The organism is Bdellovibrio sp. HCB288, assembly GCF_047305935.1.
Lineage (GTDB): Bacteria > Bdellovibrionota > Bdellovibrionia > Bdellovibrionales > Bdellovibrionaceae > Bdellovibrio.
This window is the reverse complement of sequence record NZ_CP178619.1, coordinates 2,395,773-2,411,673: the sequence shown is the minus strand read 5'-3', so window position 1 is coordinate 2,411,673 and position 15,901 is coordinate 2,395,773. Positions and strand designations below refer to the sequence as shown.

The 15,901-nt window shown below is 48.4% G+C and carries 16 protein-coding genes; 12 read left to right on the top strand and 4 right to left on the bottom strand.

Annotated features, from left to right (window positions below):
• Positions 1-174: 174 nt before the first annotated feature.
• From ACLVWR_RS11760 to ACLVWR_RS11745, 4 genes are read left to right on the top strand one after another with little or no spacing between them, the layout of a single operon-like run.
• A complete protein-coding gene (locus ACLVWR_RS11760) occupies positions 175-966 on the top strand; it encodes an N-acetylmuramoyl-L-alanine amidase family protein (RefSeq protein ID WP_413580842.1) in 792 nt (263 codons plus the stop codon).
• A 36-nt stretch (positions 967-1,002) separates the two neighbouring features.
• A complete protein-coding gene (gene rph / locus ACLVWR_RS11755) occupies positions 1,003-1,734 on the top strand; it encodes a ribonuclease PH (RefSeq protein ID WP_340599342.1) in 732 nt (243 codons plus the stop codon).
• Positions 1,735-1,752: 18 nt separating this feature from the next.
• The gene (gene rdgB / locus ACLVWR_RS11750) at positions 1,753-2,349 is read left to right on the top strand and encodes an RdgB/HAM1 family non-canonical purine NTP pyrophosphatase (protein ID WP_413580841.1); all 597 of its coding nucleotides are present in this window, start codon (positions 1,753-1,755) and stop codon (positions 2,347-2,349) included.
• 17 nt (positions 2,350-2,366) lie between these two features.
• Positions 2,367-3,449: a hypothetical protein gene (locus ACLVWR_RS11745; RefSeq protein ID WP_413580840.1), complete on the top strand. Its 1,083-nt coding sequence runs from the start codon at positions 2,367-2,369 to the stop codon at positions 3,447-3,449.
• Between the two features lie 86 nt (positions 3,450-3,535).
• Here the strand turns inward: ACLVWR_RS11745 and ACLVWR_RS11740 are convergent, their stop codons facing one another.
• Positions 3,536-4,780, bottom strand: coding sequence for an SUMF1/EgtB/PvdO family nonheme iron enzyme (locus ACLVWR_RS11740; RefSeq protein ID WP_413580839.1), 1,245 nt, complete (start codon positions 4,778-4,780; stop codon positions 3,536-3,538).
• Between the two features lie 350 nt (positions 4,781-5,130).
• Between ACLVWR_RS11740 and ACLVWR_RS11735 the strand changes: the two genes are divergently transcribed.
• From ACLVWR_RS11735 to ACLVWR_RS11710, 6 genes are all read left to right on the top strand, one after another.
• On the top strand, positions 5,131-6,075 hold the full coding sequence (locus ACLVWR_RS11735; RefSeq protein ID WP_413583500.1) for a ribose-phosphate diphosphokinase: 945 nt from the start codon (positions 5,131-5,133) through the stop codon (positions 6,073-6,075).
• A 65-nt stretch (positions 6,076-6,140) separates the two neighbouring features.
• Positions 6,141-6,800, top strand: a complete 660-nt coding sequence (locus ACLVWR_RS11730) for a 50S ribosomal protein L25 (RefSeq protein ID WP_413580838.1) — start codon at positions 6,141-6,143, stop codon at positions 6,798-6,800.
• An 81-nt stretch (positions 6,801-6,881) separates the two neighbouring features.
• Entirely contained in the window at positions 6,882-7,451 is a 570-nt protein-coding gene (pth, locus tag ACLVWR_RS11725; RefSeq protein WP_413580837.1) for an aminoacyl-tRNA hydrolase, read from the top strand.
• A gap of 45 nt (positions 7,452-7,496) precedes the next feature.
• Positions 7,497-8,597 (top strand): redox-regulated ATPase YchF, encoded by a 1,101-nt coding sequence (ychF, locus tag ACLVWR_RS11720; protein WP_413580836.1) that lies wholly within the window; start codon positions 7,497-7,499, stop codon positions 8,595-8,597.
• A 70-nt stretch (positions 8,598-8,667) separates the two neighbouring features.
• Entirely contained in the window at positions 8,668-9,486 is an 819-nt protein-coding gene (locus ACLVWR_RS11715; RefSeq protein WP_413580835.1) for an outer membrane protein OmpK, read from the top strand.
• A 195-nt stretch (positions 9,487-9,681) separates the two neighbouring features.
• The gene (locus tag ACLVWR_RS11710) at positions 9,682-9,870 is read left to right on the top strand and encodes a hypothetical protein (protein ID WP_413580834.1); all 189 of its coding nucleotides are present in this window, start codon (positions 9,682-9,684) and stop codon (positions 9,868-9,870) included.
• A 6-nt stretch (positions 9,871-9,876) separates the two neighbouring features.
• Here the strand turns inward: ACLVWR_RS11710 and ACLVWR_RS11705 are convergent, their stop codons facing one another.
• Genes ACLVWR_RS11705 through ACLVWR_RS11695 form a run of 3 tightly spaced genes read right to left on the bottom strand, consistent with a single transcriptional unit; the run spans position 9,877 to position 14,033 of the window.
• Positions 9,877-10,701, bottom strand: coding sequence for an ABC transporter permease (locus ACLVWR_RS11705; RefSeq protein ID WP_413580833.1), 825 nt, complete (start codon positions 10,699-10,701; stop codon positions 9,877-9,879).
• On the bottom strand, positions 10,698-11,630 hold the full coding sequence (locus ACLVWR_RS11700; RefSeq protein WP_413580832.1) for an ABC transporter permease: 933 nt from the start codon (positions 11,628-11,630) through the stop codon (positions 10,698-10,700). The genes ACLVWR_RS11705 and ACLVWR_RS11700 overlap by 4 nt, the downstream gene beginning before the upstream one ends.
• A gap of 21 nt (positions 11,631-11,651) precedes the next feature.
• Positions 11,652-14,033, bottom strand: a complete 2,382-nt coding sequence (locus tag ACLVWR_RS11695) for a transglycosylase SLT domain-containing protein (RefSeq protein ID WP_413580831.1) — start codon at positions 14,031-14,033, stop codon at positions 11,652-11,654.
• A gap of 70 nt (positions 14,034-14,103) precedes the next feature.
• On the opposite strand from ACLVWR_RS11695, the gene radA reads away from it, so the two are divergent.
• Together radA and ACLVWR_RS11685 are read left to right on the top strand one after the other, a co-directional pair.
• On the top strand, positions 14,104-15,498 hold the full coding sequence (radA, locus tag ACLVWR_RS11690) for a DNA repair protein RadA (RefSeq protein WP_413580830.1): 1,395 nt from the start codon (positions 14,104-14,106) through the stop codon (positions 15,496-15,498).
• Between the two features lie 23 nt (positions 15,499-15,521).
• Entirely contained in the window at positions 15,522-15,896 is a 375-nt protein-coding gene (locus tag ACLVWR_RS11685; RefSeq protein WP_413580829.1) for a Crp/Fnr family transcriptional regulator, read from the top strand.
• Positions 15,897-15,901: the final 5 nt, after the last annotated feature.

Sequence of the window (15,901 nt, the reverse complement as noted above, 5' to 3'; positions counted from 1 at the left end):
GGTTGCTTTAGTACTAAAGCAATCGCGGTGCCAGACCAAGATTATGTTCAGGTCCAATTAAATGGAGCCCGACACTAAACCTCTGTCGAGAAATTATACGGAAAACGCCAATTGTCGGCCCTCCCATGGCGACTGGACTCGACAGAATTTATTCAAGAAATTCTACTTATAGTAATGACCTCTATCAGATTGAAACAGATTTTGTGTTCCCTATTGGTTGGAGCCTGGGCATCCCCTGCTTTTGCTACATTCCATATCGTATTGGACCCCGGCCACGGTGGAACAGACAAGGGAGCTGTCTATAACTCAATCAAAGAGGCCGACCTTGTTTTGACTGTGGCTCGCAAACTAAAAACTCTGCTCAGCGAAGACCCTCATTTTGTAGTCACCATGACCCGCGATAATGATCGCGCAATCTCCCTGCCTGACCGGGTAAAAATGGCGGAAAAAGCTGACGCCGACTTATATGTAAGCTTGCACGCCAATGCAGCTCTGGATCAGCGTGCCCGTGGTGTGGAATTCTTCTTTCAAAACAACCTGCCGGCTGATGAAGATGCTTTGTTTCTGGCCAACCAAGAAAATCAGGCACTCGCCAATGCCCGCGACCTTCACAACCTTTCGGGTGGCGACGAGCTTTCCAAAAAAGGCGACATCGCCGCAATCGTCGAGGACCTGCGCCGACAAAATCGCATGAACTCCAGCCTGCGTTTGACCAAAGCTTTAACGACCATTTGGGAAAACGATGAAAATGCGATGCAGGCGACGATCAAGCAGGCCCCATTTTATGTGATCTCAAAAACCTCGATGCCGGCTGTATTAATTGAGATTGGCTTTATTTCCAATCCCCGCGAAGCGCAACGCCTCCAACGCAAAGACTATCAAAAAGATCTGGCCGAAAAAATCTATAACGCTCTCGTTTCATACAAAGAAAAGATGGACAACTCCTCTGCCAAGAATCTAGATTGAGGACTCTTTCATCCCCCACATTTTCAAGGAGTCCCCATGCGCAGCGACGGCCGATTATTCGATCAACTTAGACAAATCAAAATCACACCAAATGTTGCTGAATACGCGGAAGGCTCTGCAATGGTAGAGTTTGGAAAAACCAAAGTTCTTTGCACAGCCAGCTACGAATCCAAGGCTCCACAATGGTTGGCAGGTACTGGTGCTGGTTGGGTGACTGCAGAGTACGGCATGCTTCCACGCTCCACTCACACTCGTATCAAACGCGATAAAGCGGCTAACAGCGGACGCACTCAAGAAATCTCCCGCTTGATCGGTCGTTCCCTGCGTGCGGCTGTGGACTTGAAACTTATGGGCGAAAAACAAATCACAATCGATTGTGATGTTTTGAATGCCGATGGCGGCACACGCACTGCTGCCGTAACCGGTGGCTACGTGGCTTTGGCTCTGGCACTAAAAAAACTGGCGGCAGTCAGTGAAATCAAAGCCAATCCTTTGATCAATTACGTTGCCGCGATCAGCGTGGGTCTTCACAATGACAATATTTTGCTGGATTTGAATTATGACGAAGACAGTGCGATCGGCACTGACATGAACTTTGTCATGACTGACAAAGGCACTTTCGTTGAAGTGCAAGGCACGGCAGAGCACGTTCCATTCAATCGTCAGCAGTTGAACAAGATGATGGATGTGGCTGAAAAAGGCTGTCGTGAATTATTCATTCACCAAGCCGCTATCATTGGTGAAACTTACCGCCTGGCTGGCGTTTAATTCAAAGGAGACTGCAACATGGAACTTTGGATTGCGACCGGCAATAAAGGCAAACTTTCTGAATTTCGCGTACTTCTAAACGAAGTCGTAGATCTGCAATTGCACCACCAAGGTGAAATCGCCTCCTTCACTCCCCGCCCAGAAGATGGCAAAACGTTTTTGGACAATGCCCGTATCAAGGCTAAAACTTTGCGCGCAGTTAAAAATAATGCGTGGGTTTTGGGAGAAGATGCAGGACTTGAAGTGGAAGGTTTAAACAACCTTCCGGGAATCCATTCTGCACGCTATGCAGGTCCCAAGGCTTCAGACAGCGAAAACGTGGCGAAGCTTTTGAAAATGATCACTCTAAAACCCATGGCCAACAAGAACGCCCGTTTCGTTTGCACGACAGTTGTTTATACTCCGACTGGCGAAGAATGGATTTTCACTGGCGAGCTTAAAGGCACGATCACCAGCAAACCCGCAGGACTGCATGGCTTCGGTTATGATCCTGTTTTTGTTCCTGAAGGCCAGACGCAAACACTTGCAGAACTTGGCAGCGGCTATAAGGCTCAAAACTCGCACCGTGCCCAGGCAATTAAACAATTTCTTCAGAAGTACAACTCGACGTTATAAACCCAAGGAGTGGCAGGATGCGCTTTTTGATTTTCTGTTTGTCAGTTTTATCTTTAAGCTCTGCTACTCAGGCGCAATCAATGAAAGCCTTCACCAAATTTGGCGAAGGTTTTACCACTAAAAAAGACTCTGAAATCGTGGTTGAAAACATGCCGCGTGTGATGTCCCAAGATACGCTGGGCCTGTGCTACTCTTTTGCAGCCACCGCAGTGATGCAGGCCAATAACTGCCGAATAATGAAACAGGACTGCAAATCCCTTCCGGAATCAGAGATGTTTTCCCCATTGGATGTGGCCCGTTTTGGTCAAGATCCAGATGGAGAGACCGAATATGAATCCAGTTACAGAGGAATCAACGATGGCGGCCCCGGAGCTTTTACCCTGCAAATTGCTGCGAATTTTATCGGAAATTCCGCATCAGAAGCGTGTATGTCCCTGGATAAACTTTTAGGAAAAATGGACGGGGCGAAATTCGGTACAGAAACGCAAGCCGAAGCCTTTGAAAGCCTTAAGACCCTGTACAAGAAATCAAAAAAAATCGAAGCCAGTTGCGAGAAATGCAAAGCTGATTTTATCGAGGAAGCAAAAAAATCCATCGACCAGGATTTCTGCGTTAAAAAAGATCAAGTGGCCCTTCTGAAAGCGTTTAATGAAGAGACGTACGAAAAATTCTTTGACCGATTGGTCACCCCTTCCGAGTGTGCCCGCGCCAAGAATCGCGCCTATTTTGAAGGAAAAGACTCCACTGAAATCAAACTCTTTCCAGAGGAAAAAAAGGACCTTAACTACAAATCAGTAATGAAAAAGTTAAAGTCCACATTAGAAAAAAAGCTGCCCGTGTTGCTTCAAAACATCTGCCTTGATGAAAAGAAACCCAAGAAACAAGACGACTGCCAGAATAAGCACGCAACGGTGATTTCAGGATATGCACGGAAATGTGACGGGGCCGGCAACTGCTACGATGCCGTCAAAATTCACAATAGCTGGGGAGAAGCGTGGCAGAAAGCCTATAATGGCGGCTGGGTTGCCGCAGATGAGCTTTTCAAACATATCTACATTGAGAAAGAAACTTTGTCCTGGCTTGAAGACATACCAAAATAAAAAAGCCGATCCCAGGATCGGCTTTAAACAAAACGCTCTAAAATTTTCCAACACGTGCATCCGTTACGTTCAAACTTAAAAGCAAATTAATATACTCCCGGCGTCGCCACGCAACGGAACCCCACGTTCCCTATGCTGACGCCCCAAGAGGCAGGTGCCTGCGTTTCATTCGCAGTGATATCACCAATATTAGCCGCGAAGATTCCCGTCACCCCAGGCGTCGTGATACAGGAAGCTCCCCCGCGAATCACTTTCCCCGAACTGCCACCGAATAGATTACCCAGATAAACATCATTTGCCGGAACGCTGGCCATGCCGGTGAAATCCAAAAGGGCTTTTGAACCCGGCTTCACGTCCCAGGTGTTGTTGTGATAGCTGCGACCATAGGAGGAAGACAAATCCGGCGAGTACGAGTTACCATAGATTGTGTCACTCACCCACTCCCACACGTTGCCACTGAAATCCCAAACGGTGTTGCCACTCGCAAGCACGAAGGTACGACGCTGACTTCCCGAAGCCGTTCCCGTGCTGTCATAGGGATTGGAGGTATTTGCAATCGCCAAAGGCTCGCCCCAGGAATAGTAACCTGTGAATAGCTGACCGGAAAGTTTTGCTCCGCCGGACCAGTTTTCTGCGCGATTGTAGATTTCCAAAGCAGCGGCATTCCATTCCGCATTCGTTGGCAGTCGATAATTCACACCCAATGCCGCACAGGCCGCAGCAGCCGTCGCTTTATTGGCGATCCATGGCTTACCGGAAGAAGTTGCAGACGCGGAACCGTTGACTTGTTTCATCTCAAACTTCGCAAGACAGTAGGCTGATGTTCCCAATGCAGAGTTCGCCGCGACCATCTCAAAGTTTGCAGGACATCCCACAACCGGCGTTGGCGATGGACTTGGCTCTGGTGATGGCGATGGAGATGGGTTCGGCGTCACCGTTGGAGACGGCGTTACTGTAGGCTCCGGAGATGGCGTTGGTGACGGTGACGGCGTTGGAGTCACCGTTGGTTCCGGCGATGGGGCTACCGTCGGCTCTGGTGATGGCGTCACAGTCGGCGCAGGAGAAGGAGCAGGAGCGACGGTCGGCTCAGGAGAAGGAGTCGCCGTAGGAGCTGGCGAAGGAACCACCGTTGGTTCCGGAGAAGGTGCTACCGTTGGCGCAGGCTCAACTGTCGGAGATGGAGTCACCGTTGGAGATGGCGATGGCGTCGGAATTGGAGCTTGTGTTGAATCCTCCGTTGGAACACTGACTTCGCTTTCTTCGCTCGGTGAACACGAAACAATGAACGTCGTCATCGCCACGCAAAGCAAACCGGTGATCCATGGTCTCATCTTATCCCCTCTCCAAGGTATAACACTGCTCTCTACGACTTATTTTTACCGCTTCTTGACATAATCCAGAGAAAGTTTTGTGTTCCAACACCAAAAGTAGACCAAGGCCCCTATAAAACCGGCTAAAATGCGGCCAAAATACGAGAATATTCCATATTATTTTACCCACCCCTTGTTGGCTTTCATGGAATTCCCAGGAAACGATCCCGCATTGCGGTATCCCCCTCTGAAAACCCAAAAAAGAGTTTCCTAACTTTACTCTGACAAACGCGTTTGCTAGTGTCCTTCAAACGCACGAATACTCCGTCAAAATCGGAGTTCCAACAGACGACTCTGGAGACTTGAGTAATATGAAGGGCCTTAAAGTATTTACCGCTAATTCTAATCCTGAGCTGGCGAAGAAAGTGGCTGCGGCCGCTGGAATCGAACTTGGTTTTTCCGAGGTCAGCACCTTCGCCGATGGCGAAATCCAAGTAGAAATCCACGAAAGTGTTCGCGGGCAGAATGTCTTTGTCATTCAAAGCACCTGTCCCCCAGTGAACCAAAGCTACATGGAGCTTTTCGTGATGCTGGATGCTCTTCGTAGAGCCTCCGCAGCCTCCATCACGGCTGTGATCCCGTATTTCGGGTATGCTCGCCAGGACAGAAAGGTGGCTCCTCGCGCACCTATCTCCGCGAAATTAATGGCAGATTTGATTGTTTCCGCAGGCGCAACCCGTGTGGTTTGCGTGGACCTGCATGCCGCCCAAATCCAAGGCTTCTTCAATATCCCAGTGGATCACTTGTTTGCGATCCCCACCCTGGCAAGAGCTTGGCGTGATGCCCACGGTGTCGGCCCTGACTTTGTTGCGGTGAGTCCTGACGCCGGAGGGGTCGAAAGAACCCGTGCATTCGCCAAACGAATTGAATCCAGCATGGCCATCATCGATAAACGCCGTTCCGCCCCTGGCGAGGCGAAAGCTTTGCACCTGATCGGGGATGTAGCTGGTAAAACTGCCGTCATCGTCGACGATATGATCGATACGGCTGGAACCCTTACACAAGCAGTTGACAGTCTCTATAAGAATGGGGCAAAACGTGTGTTCGCTGTTGCAACGCACCCCGTTTTATCGGGTCCTGCGATCACTCGCCTGAAGGAAAGCCCAATTGAAAAAGTATGGGTCACCGACACCATTCCGTTATCGGAAGCGGCGAAGAACTGCGGAAAAATCGAAGTGGTTTCTGTCGCGCCAGTTTTGGCTGAGGCGATCAAGAGAATCCACGGAAATGACTCCGTCAGCAGCTTATTTGATTAGAACTTAAATGCCCCACCAGGGGCGATTACTAACACAATCCTCTATCGGACTAGAAGGAAGACATTATGAAAAATAGAATCGAACTAAACGTAGAAGCTCGTCAAACTGGTAAAGGTAACAGCCGCGAATTGCGCGTTAACCGCCAAGTTCCTGCAGTTATCTACGGTGCAATCGCTCCAGTAAGCGTAACAGTTGGTGAAAAAGAAATCGTTAAGTACAACGTTCGTGCTTACGAGAATGCTCTTTTCAACTTGAAATCTGGTGTTAAAGAAGCAAACGGTATCGTTGTACTTGTTAAAAAAGTTGACGTTCACCCAGTAACTCGCCGCCCACAACACGTTGATTTCTACGCTCTTGACCTTAAAAAAGCTGTTCGCGTTAACGTTGAAGTACGTCTTGAAGGTAAACCAGTTGGTCTATCTGAAGGCGGTATGTTGAACGTAGTTAACCGTCAAATCGAGATCGAAGTTCTTCCAACTGAGATCCCTGAATTCTTCACAGCTGATATCTCTAACTTGGCAGTAGGCGACGCTCTTCACGCATCTGACGTGAAAATCACTGGCTCTGCTAAATTGATCTCTTCTGGCGACACAACTATCGCGGTTGTTTCTGCTCAAGAAGAAGAAGTTGCTGCTACTCCAGCTGCGGCTCCGGCTGCTGCTGCTGCACCTGCTGCTGCTGCGAAAGCTACTCCAGCTGCTGCAAAACCAGCTGCGAAAAAATAGTTCTAAACTATTACGCACACAAAAAGGCGGCTCCCTCAAAAGGGCTGCCTTTTTTTTTGAATACGGCTTAACGAGGTTTTTATGTCATCTTGGTTGATCGTTGGTTTGGGAAACCCCGGCGGAGAGTACAAACTCACTCGCCACAATATCGGATTCATGGCTGTCGACTATTTCCTTCGCGGCTTGGGGGATCCCCACGTGAAAAATCAATTTAAGGCGGAAGTTTCCCAAGCCACTTGGCAGGGGCACACTCTTTATTTCTGCAAGCCGCAAACCTACATGAATCTGTCTGGCGAGTCCGTGCAGCCTTTGATGGGCTATTATAAAATCCCTCTGGATCACCTGATCGTGATCCATGACGACATCGATCAGCCCTTCAACCAAATGAAGATTCATAAAAACCGCGGGCATGGCGGTCACAATGGAATCAAAAGTATCTCACAATTATTGGGAACTCAGGACTATGCCCGATTGAAGCTGGGTGTTGGTCGCCCCGAGAACCCGAACTTCCCGGTCGCGGACTATGTGCTGGGCAAGTTCTCCAAGGATGAATTCGACAAAATGCCGGACTTCCTGAACAAAGGTATCGACGCTATTGAGAGCATCATTCTGGATGGCATTCAAAAAGCTTCGACAAAATTCAACGGGTAATATACATTTCCCGTGCTATTATTAGGTTTTTAATTAGGAGTTATCATGGCACTTCAGGTCGGTATCGTCGGTCTTCCGAACGTTGGTAAAAGTACGCTTTTCAATGCGTTGACTTCAGCTAAGGCTGAGGCTGCCAACTACCCTTTCTGTACTATCGATCCCAACGTGGGCGTGGTGACAGTTCCAGATCCTCGCATGGATAAAATCACTACTTTCATTAAGCCTCAAAAAGTAATTCCAACAACTATGGAATTCGTGGACATCGCGGGGATTGTTAAAGGTGCCTCGCAAGGTGAAGGTTTGGGAAATCAATTCCTTTCCCACATCCGCGCCACTGATGCGATCGTGCACGTGGTTCGTTGTTTCGACGACCCAAATATCATCCACGTTGCGGGTTCCGTAGATCCACTTCGTGACATCGAAATCATCAACACAGAGTTGATGCTGGCCGATCTTGATTCCGCTGAAAAGCGTGTAAAGTCTCGCGAAAAAACGGCGAAGACTGGCGCTGACAAAAAAATCAAATTGGAATACGAAGTTGCCAAAAAAGCCGTTGAAGCTTTGGGCAAAGGCCTGCCTGCACGTTCTGTTGAGTTGGACGAGCAAGAAGCTTTGATGATGAAAGACATGCACTTCCTGACTGCAAAACCAGTTCTTTACGCGATGAACGTCAACGACGCTGACTTCGCAGCGGGTGGCAATGACTGGACAAGAGCCGTTGAAAAACGTGCTGCTGAAGAAAACAATAAAACGATCCTGATCTGTTCTGCGATGGAAGCCGAAATTGCTTTGTTGCCACCAGAAGATCGCGCTGATTTCTTGGCCGCTCTGGGTTCTGAAGAGCCAGGCTTGAACCGTTTGATCCGCGAGGCTTACACATTGTTGGGCTTACAAACTTACTTCACTGCTGGCGAAAAAGAAGTTCGTGCCTGGACGATCCGTGCAAACACGAAAGCTCCACAGGCTGCGGGCGTGATCCATACGGATTTCGAAAAAGGTTTCATCCGTGCAGAAACTTACCACTGCGAAGACCTGTTCACTTACAAGACTGAACAAGCGGTGAAAGACGCGGGCAAGTACCGTGTTGAAGGTAAAGAGTACGTCGTTAAAGACGGCGACGTTTTGTTCTTCCGTTTCAACGTTTAATTTTGATAGGGGTTCCGCAAGGGACCCTTTGTTTTTTTTCGGACACTTAGATAAATGTTAGTGAGGAATCATGATTCAGAATTTTTTCAGCACGTTGTTAGTTGTTCTTGCTTTGTCCCCGGCTGCATTCGCCGCAAAGATCACTGATGGTGACATTCACAAAGGTGATTACAAGTGGTTCCAGTTCAATTTCATACAATCCATAGACAATAAGATCCCGTTCGAGATGCAGAACGATACTTATTTTGAATTGGAATTCGGTGGTCGTTCGGGAATTCTGGATCTCTACGGCTTCCTCGATGTCTTTGATAGTTTCGATTCTTCAAAAAGTGACCGCCATGACGGCGATAATTTCTTCTTCAAATTCGGTCCGCGCTTATCCCTGGACTACATGACAGGTCACGACCTGACAGCAGGCCCGATTCAAGAGTGGTTTATTTCCACACTTTTCTACATCGGCGATCGCGATTTATTTGAACAGTACATTGGCTTAGGAACCGACATTCAAGTTCCATGGTTGGGCAAACTGGGTGCGAACCTGATGGCCCGCCACGTGCGCGAAAACTTTGATGCCGACGACGAAGGCGAATGGAATGGTTATATCCTAACAACAAACTGGTTCAAGCCACTTGTGGAATTCGAAAACAAATCATTCATCACATGGCAGGGCTACCTAGACTACAAATTCGGCGCCAACAAAATCGCCGACGACGTAGACCGCACATCATGGTCCCTGGAATGGTTCAACGGTTTCTACTGGCACACCAAACGGTACTCAGTCGGCTACGGTCCGAAATACTACCAAAACATGGCGCTCTTTAAATCCGGCGGATTTGCTGGTGAAACATCGGGCTTCGGACACTATCTCGCAGCAACCTACAAGTTCTAAAAAAACCAAACCGACCCTCTCGCCATCTCAACCAAGATAGCCCCCACACTCACCACCCCACTCCAAAAGGCGCCAGGCGCCTTTTGGACATTCGATGTTCTTACTGCCTTTTATTGGCAGCGTCTGACCAATTGATTACACCCTAAAACGCAAACTTGCACCGTCATCAGTCCCGAGGCAACAAATCATACTGTCATGGTGACTGGATTAAAAAAAGGAACTCATCAGTATGCAATTAGTTCGCAGCACGAATACTTCAAAATTCCGTCTGGAATGATTTATATCACTTTTGGTCTGACGGACAAATTCGGGAAGCGACTGCCTGTCGATCCAAAAGTTAAAATTAGCAATATTGAATACACATTGCCGGTCATGGCCGACTAGAATCTATTAGACGCGGGCTTTGCGCTCGCGGGCGAAGTCGATCAGAATGTGGAAGCTCCACACTGTCAGGAATAAAATCAAACTTGGAAATAAAATCAAATGCGGGAAACTCGACAGAGTTTTCCAGCCCTCAGAGACCAGGATGCCCCAGCTGGTATAGGGCGGATGCACGCCGATGCCGATGAAGCTCATGAAGCTTTCATAAAGGATGTTGGTTGGGATTTGCATCGCGACCAGCACCAATAATGAACTGATGATGTTCGGCAAAATATGACGAGCGATGATGTGCGGGCTGTTGCCGCCGATGGAAATCGCCGCTTCCACAAAAGGTTTGCGTTTGGTTTCAATCACCATACCGCGTGTGACTCTGGCCAGATTAATCCAGTGTGTGAAGGAAATCCCCACACATAATCCGACCAACGCCGCCCACTGCGGGTCCTGAATGGGTAAAATCACCTGCACACTTAAGCAAAGAACCGCCACTAAAATAAAACTTGGAATCGCCATGACGATGTCACAGAAACGCATCAACACGCGGTCGATCACTCCCTCAAACCATCCTGCCACGGATCCGTAAATCAATCCGATCAGAAAAGTCAGAACCGCGCACACCACTCCAACGGTTAAAGAAACTCGAGCCCCCAAAAGAACCCGCGCCAACAAATCCCGCCCCAGGGAATCCGTCCCAAACCAATGAGACCAAGAGGGCGCCATCAAAATCTGTTCGACGTTTTGCTCATAGCCCAGAGTAAAAAACAGAGGGCCCAAGATCACCGCGAGCATCAAAACACTTAAAAACACGGTTGCCAGAATCACCGAGGGACGCTTCATGCTTCCTCCTGAATTCTTGGATCAACGGCGCGAATCAGCACATCAATCAGTGAGTTCACAACTATCAACAAGGCCCCGTAAAACAACGTAAGCCCCACTATCAAAGTATAATCCCTATCCCCCAGCGCGATAATGAATTGCCCGCCCAGTCCGGGAATTGCAAATAACATTTCCACCAGGAAAGAGCCAGAAAGCAGTCCCACCAGCAAAGGCCCCAGAAAACTTAAGAATGGCACCAGGGAATTACGAAGCACATGGTGAGTCAGCACTCGCCACTCTTGCACACCTTTTGCCTTGGCCGTTCTTACGTAATCCAGTTCATAGTTGTTTTTCAAAGAAGTCTTAAGCAGACGAACCAGAATGGCCATCGGGCGCACACACAAGGTCAATACCGGCAGGATGTAATTCTTGGGTTCAGTCAAGAACGCTGTCGGCAAAAGATTAAAGTAGAATCCAAAAAGATAGATCAGCAAAGGTCCCCAGAACAAACTGGGCAAAGAGATAAACGTGATCATCATTTGATCGACCGTCTTTTCAAACCATCCACCGCTGTAGCGTTGTGAAGTCAGAGCCAATACAAATGCCCCCAATACCACAATCACCAATGTGACCAAATTCAGATTCATCGTATTCGCAAAGCTATTGGAAATGATGGATGAGACTGACTGATTCGGACGTGACATTGAAACACCCAGATCGCCTTGCAACATGGAGCTCAGATACTTGTAACTTTGAGTCAGTGCCGGCTCCTGCAATCCCCATTGCAAAGTGAGAGCAGATTTCACCGTCGGATGAAGTGCCGCCTCATCATCAAAAGGTCCGCCAGGCAGAGCCTTTAACAGGATAAAACAAAACGCCACCAGCACCGCCAGTGACGCCAAAATTTCAAGAGCCTTTTTGAATAGGAAACGCACCCAGTTGTTGTTCAATGCTGCTCTTTCAAATACCGACTAAATGTCGTCCCAATTTTCTTTACCGACCAGCTCCGCATTGACTTTAACAGGCACTGCTTCGGACAGGTATGGGAAAAGATTGTTATTGCTGCCGTACAGTTTTCCGTAAACATAGGCATTGGAAACCACACGCTTCACATAGTTGCGAGTTTCCAGGAACGGAATGTGTTCAATGAATTCATCCGTTTCCAGAGTACCGAAAGACACCAGCCAATTTTTCACTCGGTGAGGTCCCGCATTGTAGCCTGCTGCCACCAATGGAATGGTGTTATCAAAGCGATCCATCAAGCGCTTCAAATAACGGGAACCAATTTGCACCGCTGTATCAGGTTCAAGCAACTGAGTGGGCTTAAAGTCCTTCGCACCAACCATTGTCGCCACTTTATAACCTGTGAACGGCATCACCTGCATCAAGCCCAACGCTCCCACCGGAGAAATCGCATCGCGACGGTAAGAACTTTCCGCGCGCATAATACCCCAGACAAGCTCAGTCGGAACGGTGAACTTTTTAGTGTATTTGTCCACTGAATCAGAATACGCACGAGGGTAAGCAAGCTCCCACATCGCACGTCCGCCATCCAAACCTTGAGAGGCACGGTTCGTGCCGAAAGTAACCTGAGCAATATATGACGAGCGATTGAAGTGACCCGCTGTCGAGTATTCCGACATAAGAGTTTTCAAATGCTCGCGGTTGCGGGTTTTTCTTTCGATGTCATAAAGGTCCCAACGCGCCCATTCATTTTCGCCAATGATCATCAAATCACGGGCACGTTCAAAGCGCTTCATCAAAACCGGGCTGTTGAATACGACCTTCTCCCCGCCTTCAGTGACTTCGCTTTCTGTTGGAGCCGCTTCGTCCTGGGCAACTTCCACAGATTTAGTATCCGGATTCTCTTCCGCAGCGATTTCCTCTTCGCTTTCTTTTTCGTCATCCGTGGAGTACTGAGTGATCATCAGATTTTCCTCTGACTCAGACTCATCGCCACGATAAGTGACATCATCCACATTCGGCATCAGGAACTCGCCCGCCGAAAAACGCGAAATCATACGAGGCGTCGTTGGCAGATTCGTTGTTGCCAACTTTTGCAAAGGCAACACTTCCATTTTTTTAAGACGCTCTTGTGCGGCGATCGAGTAGTAGCCCATCAAAGGGTCTTTCGCCAGGGTCGCCATTTTATCACGGGCCTCGGTCATCTTACCCTGACGGAACAAACTCATCGCCATCCAGTAGCTCACACGATCATTCGGGAAAGACTTCCAAGCGCGCTTGTTACGTTTCTTTTCCCCCTGCATATCGGAAAAAGCCTTGTAAGCACCTTGGTAGTCGCCTTTTAGGTACTTCAACCAAGCCATGTGCCACTTTGCATCCTTGCTAAGACCTGAAGTCGGAAACACTTTCATGAACTCTTGGAATCTGCGAGCCGCCCCATCGTAATCCTGAAACTGATAGCTCAGGAAAGCAGATTGATATAACGCCTGACGACCCGTTTTGGATCTTGGGCTTAGTTTGTAAGCGGAATAGTAAGATCCCACTGCCAATTGCACTTCACCCGCGCGCGCTGATGCGGAAGCAAACAAAATCAGATAATCGAAATCACGTTTTTTCTCTTCATAGTAGGGCTTTAGCAAATCAACGGCTTTGCCCAGTTCGCCTTCTTGCATGTAGAACTGAACCTGCAATTTATCCGCAAGATACTTATCCACTTTTGCCAGATTTGTTTTCATCGTATTGATTTCAGCTTGGGCGCGGGAATCAAGCCCCGCGAACAACAGATATCTTACGCGAGTACGGAAGTCCTCGGTGCTGGTCGCACACGCTGTTTCCTTGCCTTCAAATTTACTTGCGGCAAGATCCACTCCCCAATCAGCAACTTTTGGATAAGCCGGATGCTTTTCATAAAGCTTCACCAACCAGTTACACATTTGCGCACGCTTGCCCAGGCCTTGCTCGGCAACGGCCAGGTTGTAAATGATTTCCGGATAGGATTCCGTATTGCGAGTGCGTTTTTCAAGCTTGGCAAATACTGAAGCTGCATCTTTGAAATTCTTTTTCTCAAGATCAATCTGCCCCATCATGCTTTGCACATCAATGGTCATTTTGACGTTGGGAGAAAGGGATTGAATCGCCTCAAGCTCTTTATAAGCGTCGTCCAATTTGGAAGTTTTCAAATAGGATTGCGCCAAATAATAACGCGCATACTCCTGCATTTCGGTTTTATTTTGAGCGATAGTTTGAAACGCGGGAATCGCCTGCTCGTACTTGCTGGCTTTAAATTGCTCCAAGGCTTTTTTAAACGAATCCAGTTCGTCCTTGCCAGATTGAGCCATCGCCAATGGCGCTGCTAATAGTATAGAAAACAAAACAGACTTAGTCCGCATCCCGTCACTCCCTCGTATCAAAGATGGCGTCATCCTTGTCACCATCTCCTAATAATGATACCGAATATCTATGGCAAAATCGAAAAATAAAACTGTCTATACCTGTCAAAATTGTGGTGCGCAGCGACCTCGCTGGGAGGGCAAATGCTCTGACTGCGGTGCGTGGAATTCTTTCGTCGAGGAATTGCAGCTGGAAGAGCCAAAAACCCGAGGATGGTCCACAGGAAGTGTCGAAAAAACCAGCACTTCTCCTGGCAAACCGGTTTCTCTGGACCAAAGCCTCGAGGCCATTAAATTGGATCGCTTTGATACGGGATATGAGGAATTGAATCGTGTCCTGGGCGGCGGTCTTGCACGTGGCAGTTTTGTCTTGCTGGGTGGATCACCGGGTATTGGCAAATCGACTTTGCTTTTACAAATGGCTGGCGGACTTGCTGGTGACAAACGAAAAGTGCTCTACATTTCCGGAGAGGAAAGTGTATCGCAAACCGGCTCCCGCGCGCATCGTTTGGGAATCCGCTCCCCGCTTATCGAAGTCGGCTCCGAAAGTAATTTGCACAATGTGATGGAGATGGCTCGTCATAAAAAACCGGATGTTTTGGTCGTCGATTCCATTCAGACCATGTATCTTTCTGATCTTCAGGCTGCCCCGGGCTCTGTTTCGCAGGTTCGCGAATGTGCGGGTCACCTGATGGGACTGGCCAAGCAAGACGGTATTGCCGTGATTCTGATTGGTCACGTGACGAAAGATGGCTCCATCGCGGGACCCAAAGTTTTGGAACACATGGTGGATTGCGTGCTTTCATTTGACGGCGACACCTCCTATGACTTCCGCTTGTTGCGCACTTTGAAAAATCGTTTTGGCGCCGCTCACGAACTGGGCGTTTTCCAGATGAATTCAAAAGGCTTGGAGGAAGTTCTAAATCCTTCTGAATTATTCCTGGAAGAACGCGGTGACCAGCTTATTGGTTCGGCGGTTTTCGCATCGATGGAGGGCACTCGCCCCCTGTTGTGCGAAGTTCAGGCGCTGACCCTCTCCACAAACATGGCCATGCCAAGACGAACCTCCTTGGGGATCGACGTGAACCGTCTGCACCTGTTGACGGCGGTTTTGGATCGCCACTTGGATGTGCGCCTGGCCCACAATGACATCTTCATCAATGTCGTTGGCGGTCTTAAACTTGTCGAGCCGGCTGCAGATCTGGCCGTGGCAGCTGCCATTTTATCAACGGAAGGGCGTCGTGACCTGGACGCAAAGACGGTGTTCTTTGGCGAAATCGGTTTGACCGGTGAGGTTCGTGGGGTTTCATTTGTTGAAAGCCGTATCAAAGAAGCCGACAAACTGGGCTTCCAGCATTTTGTGATTCCATTTTCAAACAAACGCCATTTGGCCGATATGAAAATTCCTGCAGACAAGAAAATTTCTTATATCAAGAATGTCCGGGATCTGAGTAAAATAATCTAAACCACAAAACAAAGGCGACACGGATGTCAGCATTGGAACAACTTCACAAACAGCAATATAAAGCCGGCGAATTTGTCTTCTTTCAAGGCGATGTAGAAAAGCACTTCTACATCATCGAATCCGGCACTATTAAAATCTGCACCATGGATCGCAGTGGTAAAGAAGTTGAAATCAGCACCATCAACGAAGGGGAATCCTTTGGTGAGTTTGCGATGCTGGACAACGCTCCCCGCTCGGCATCGGCGAAATGCGCGACTGATGTGGTTTTGGTTCGTGTGTCTGAAGAGGGTTTTCAGGAACTCCTGAACGATCTTCCGGTGTGGGCGAACTGCATGCTGAAGTCTTTTGTAAGCCGTCTGAAAAAACTGATGGAAGATCAAAAAGATCAGACTACTTAAAAACT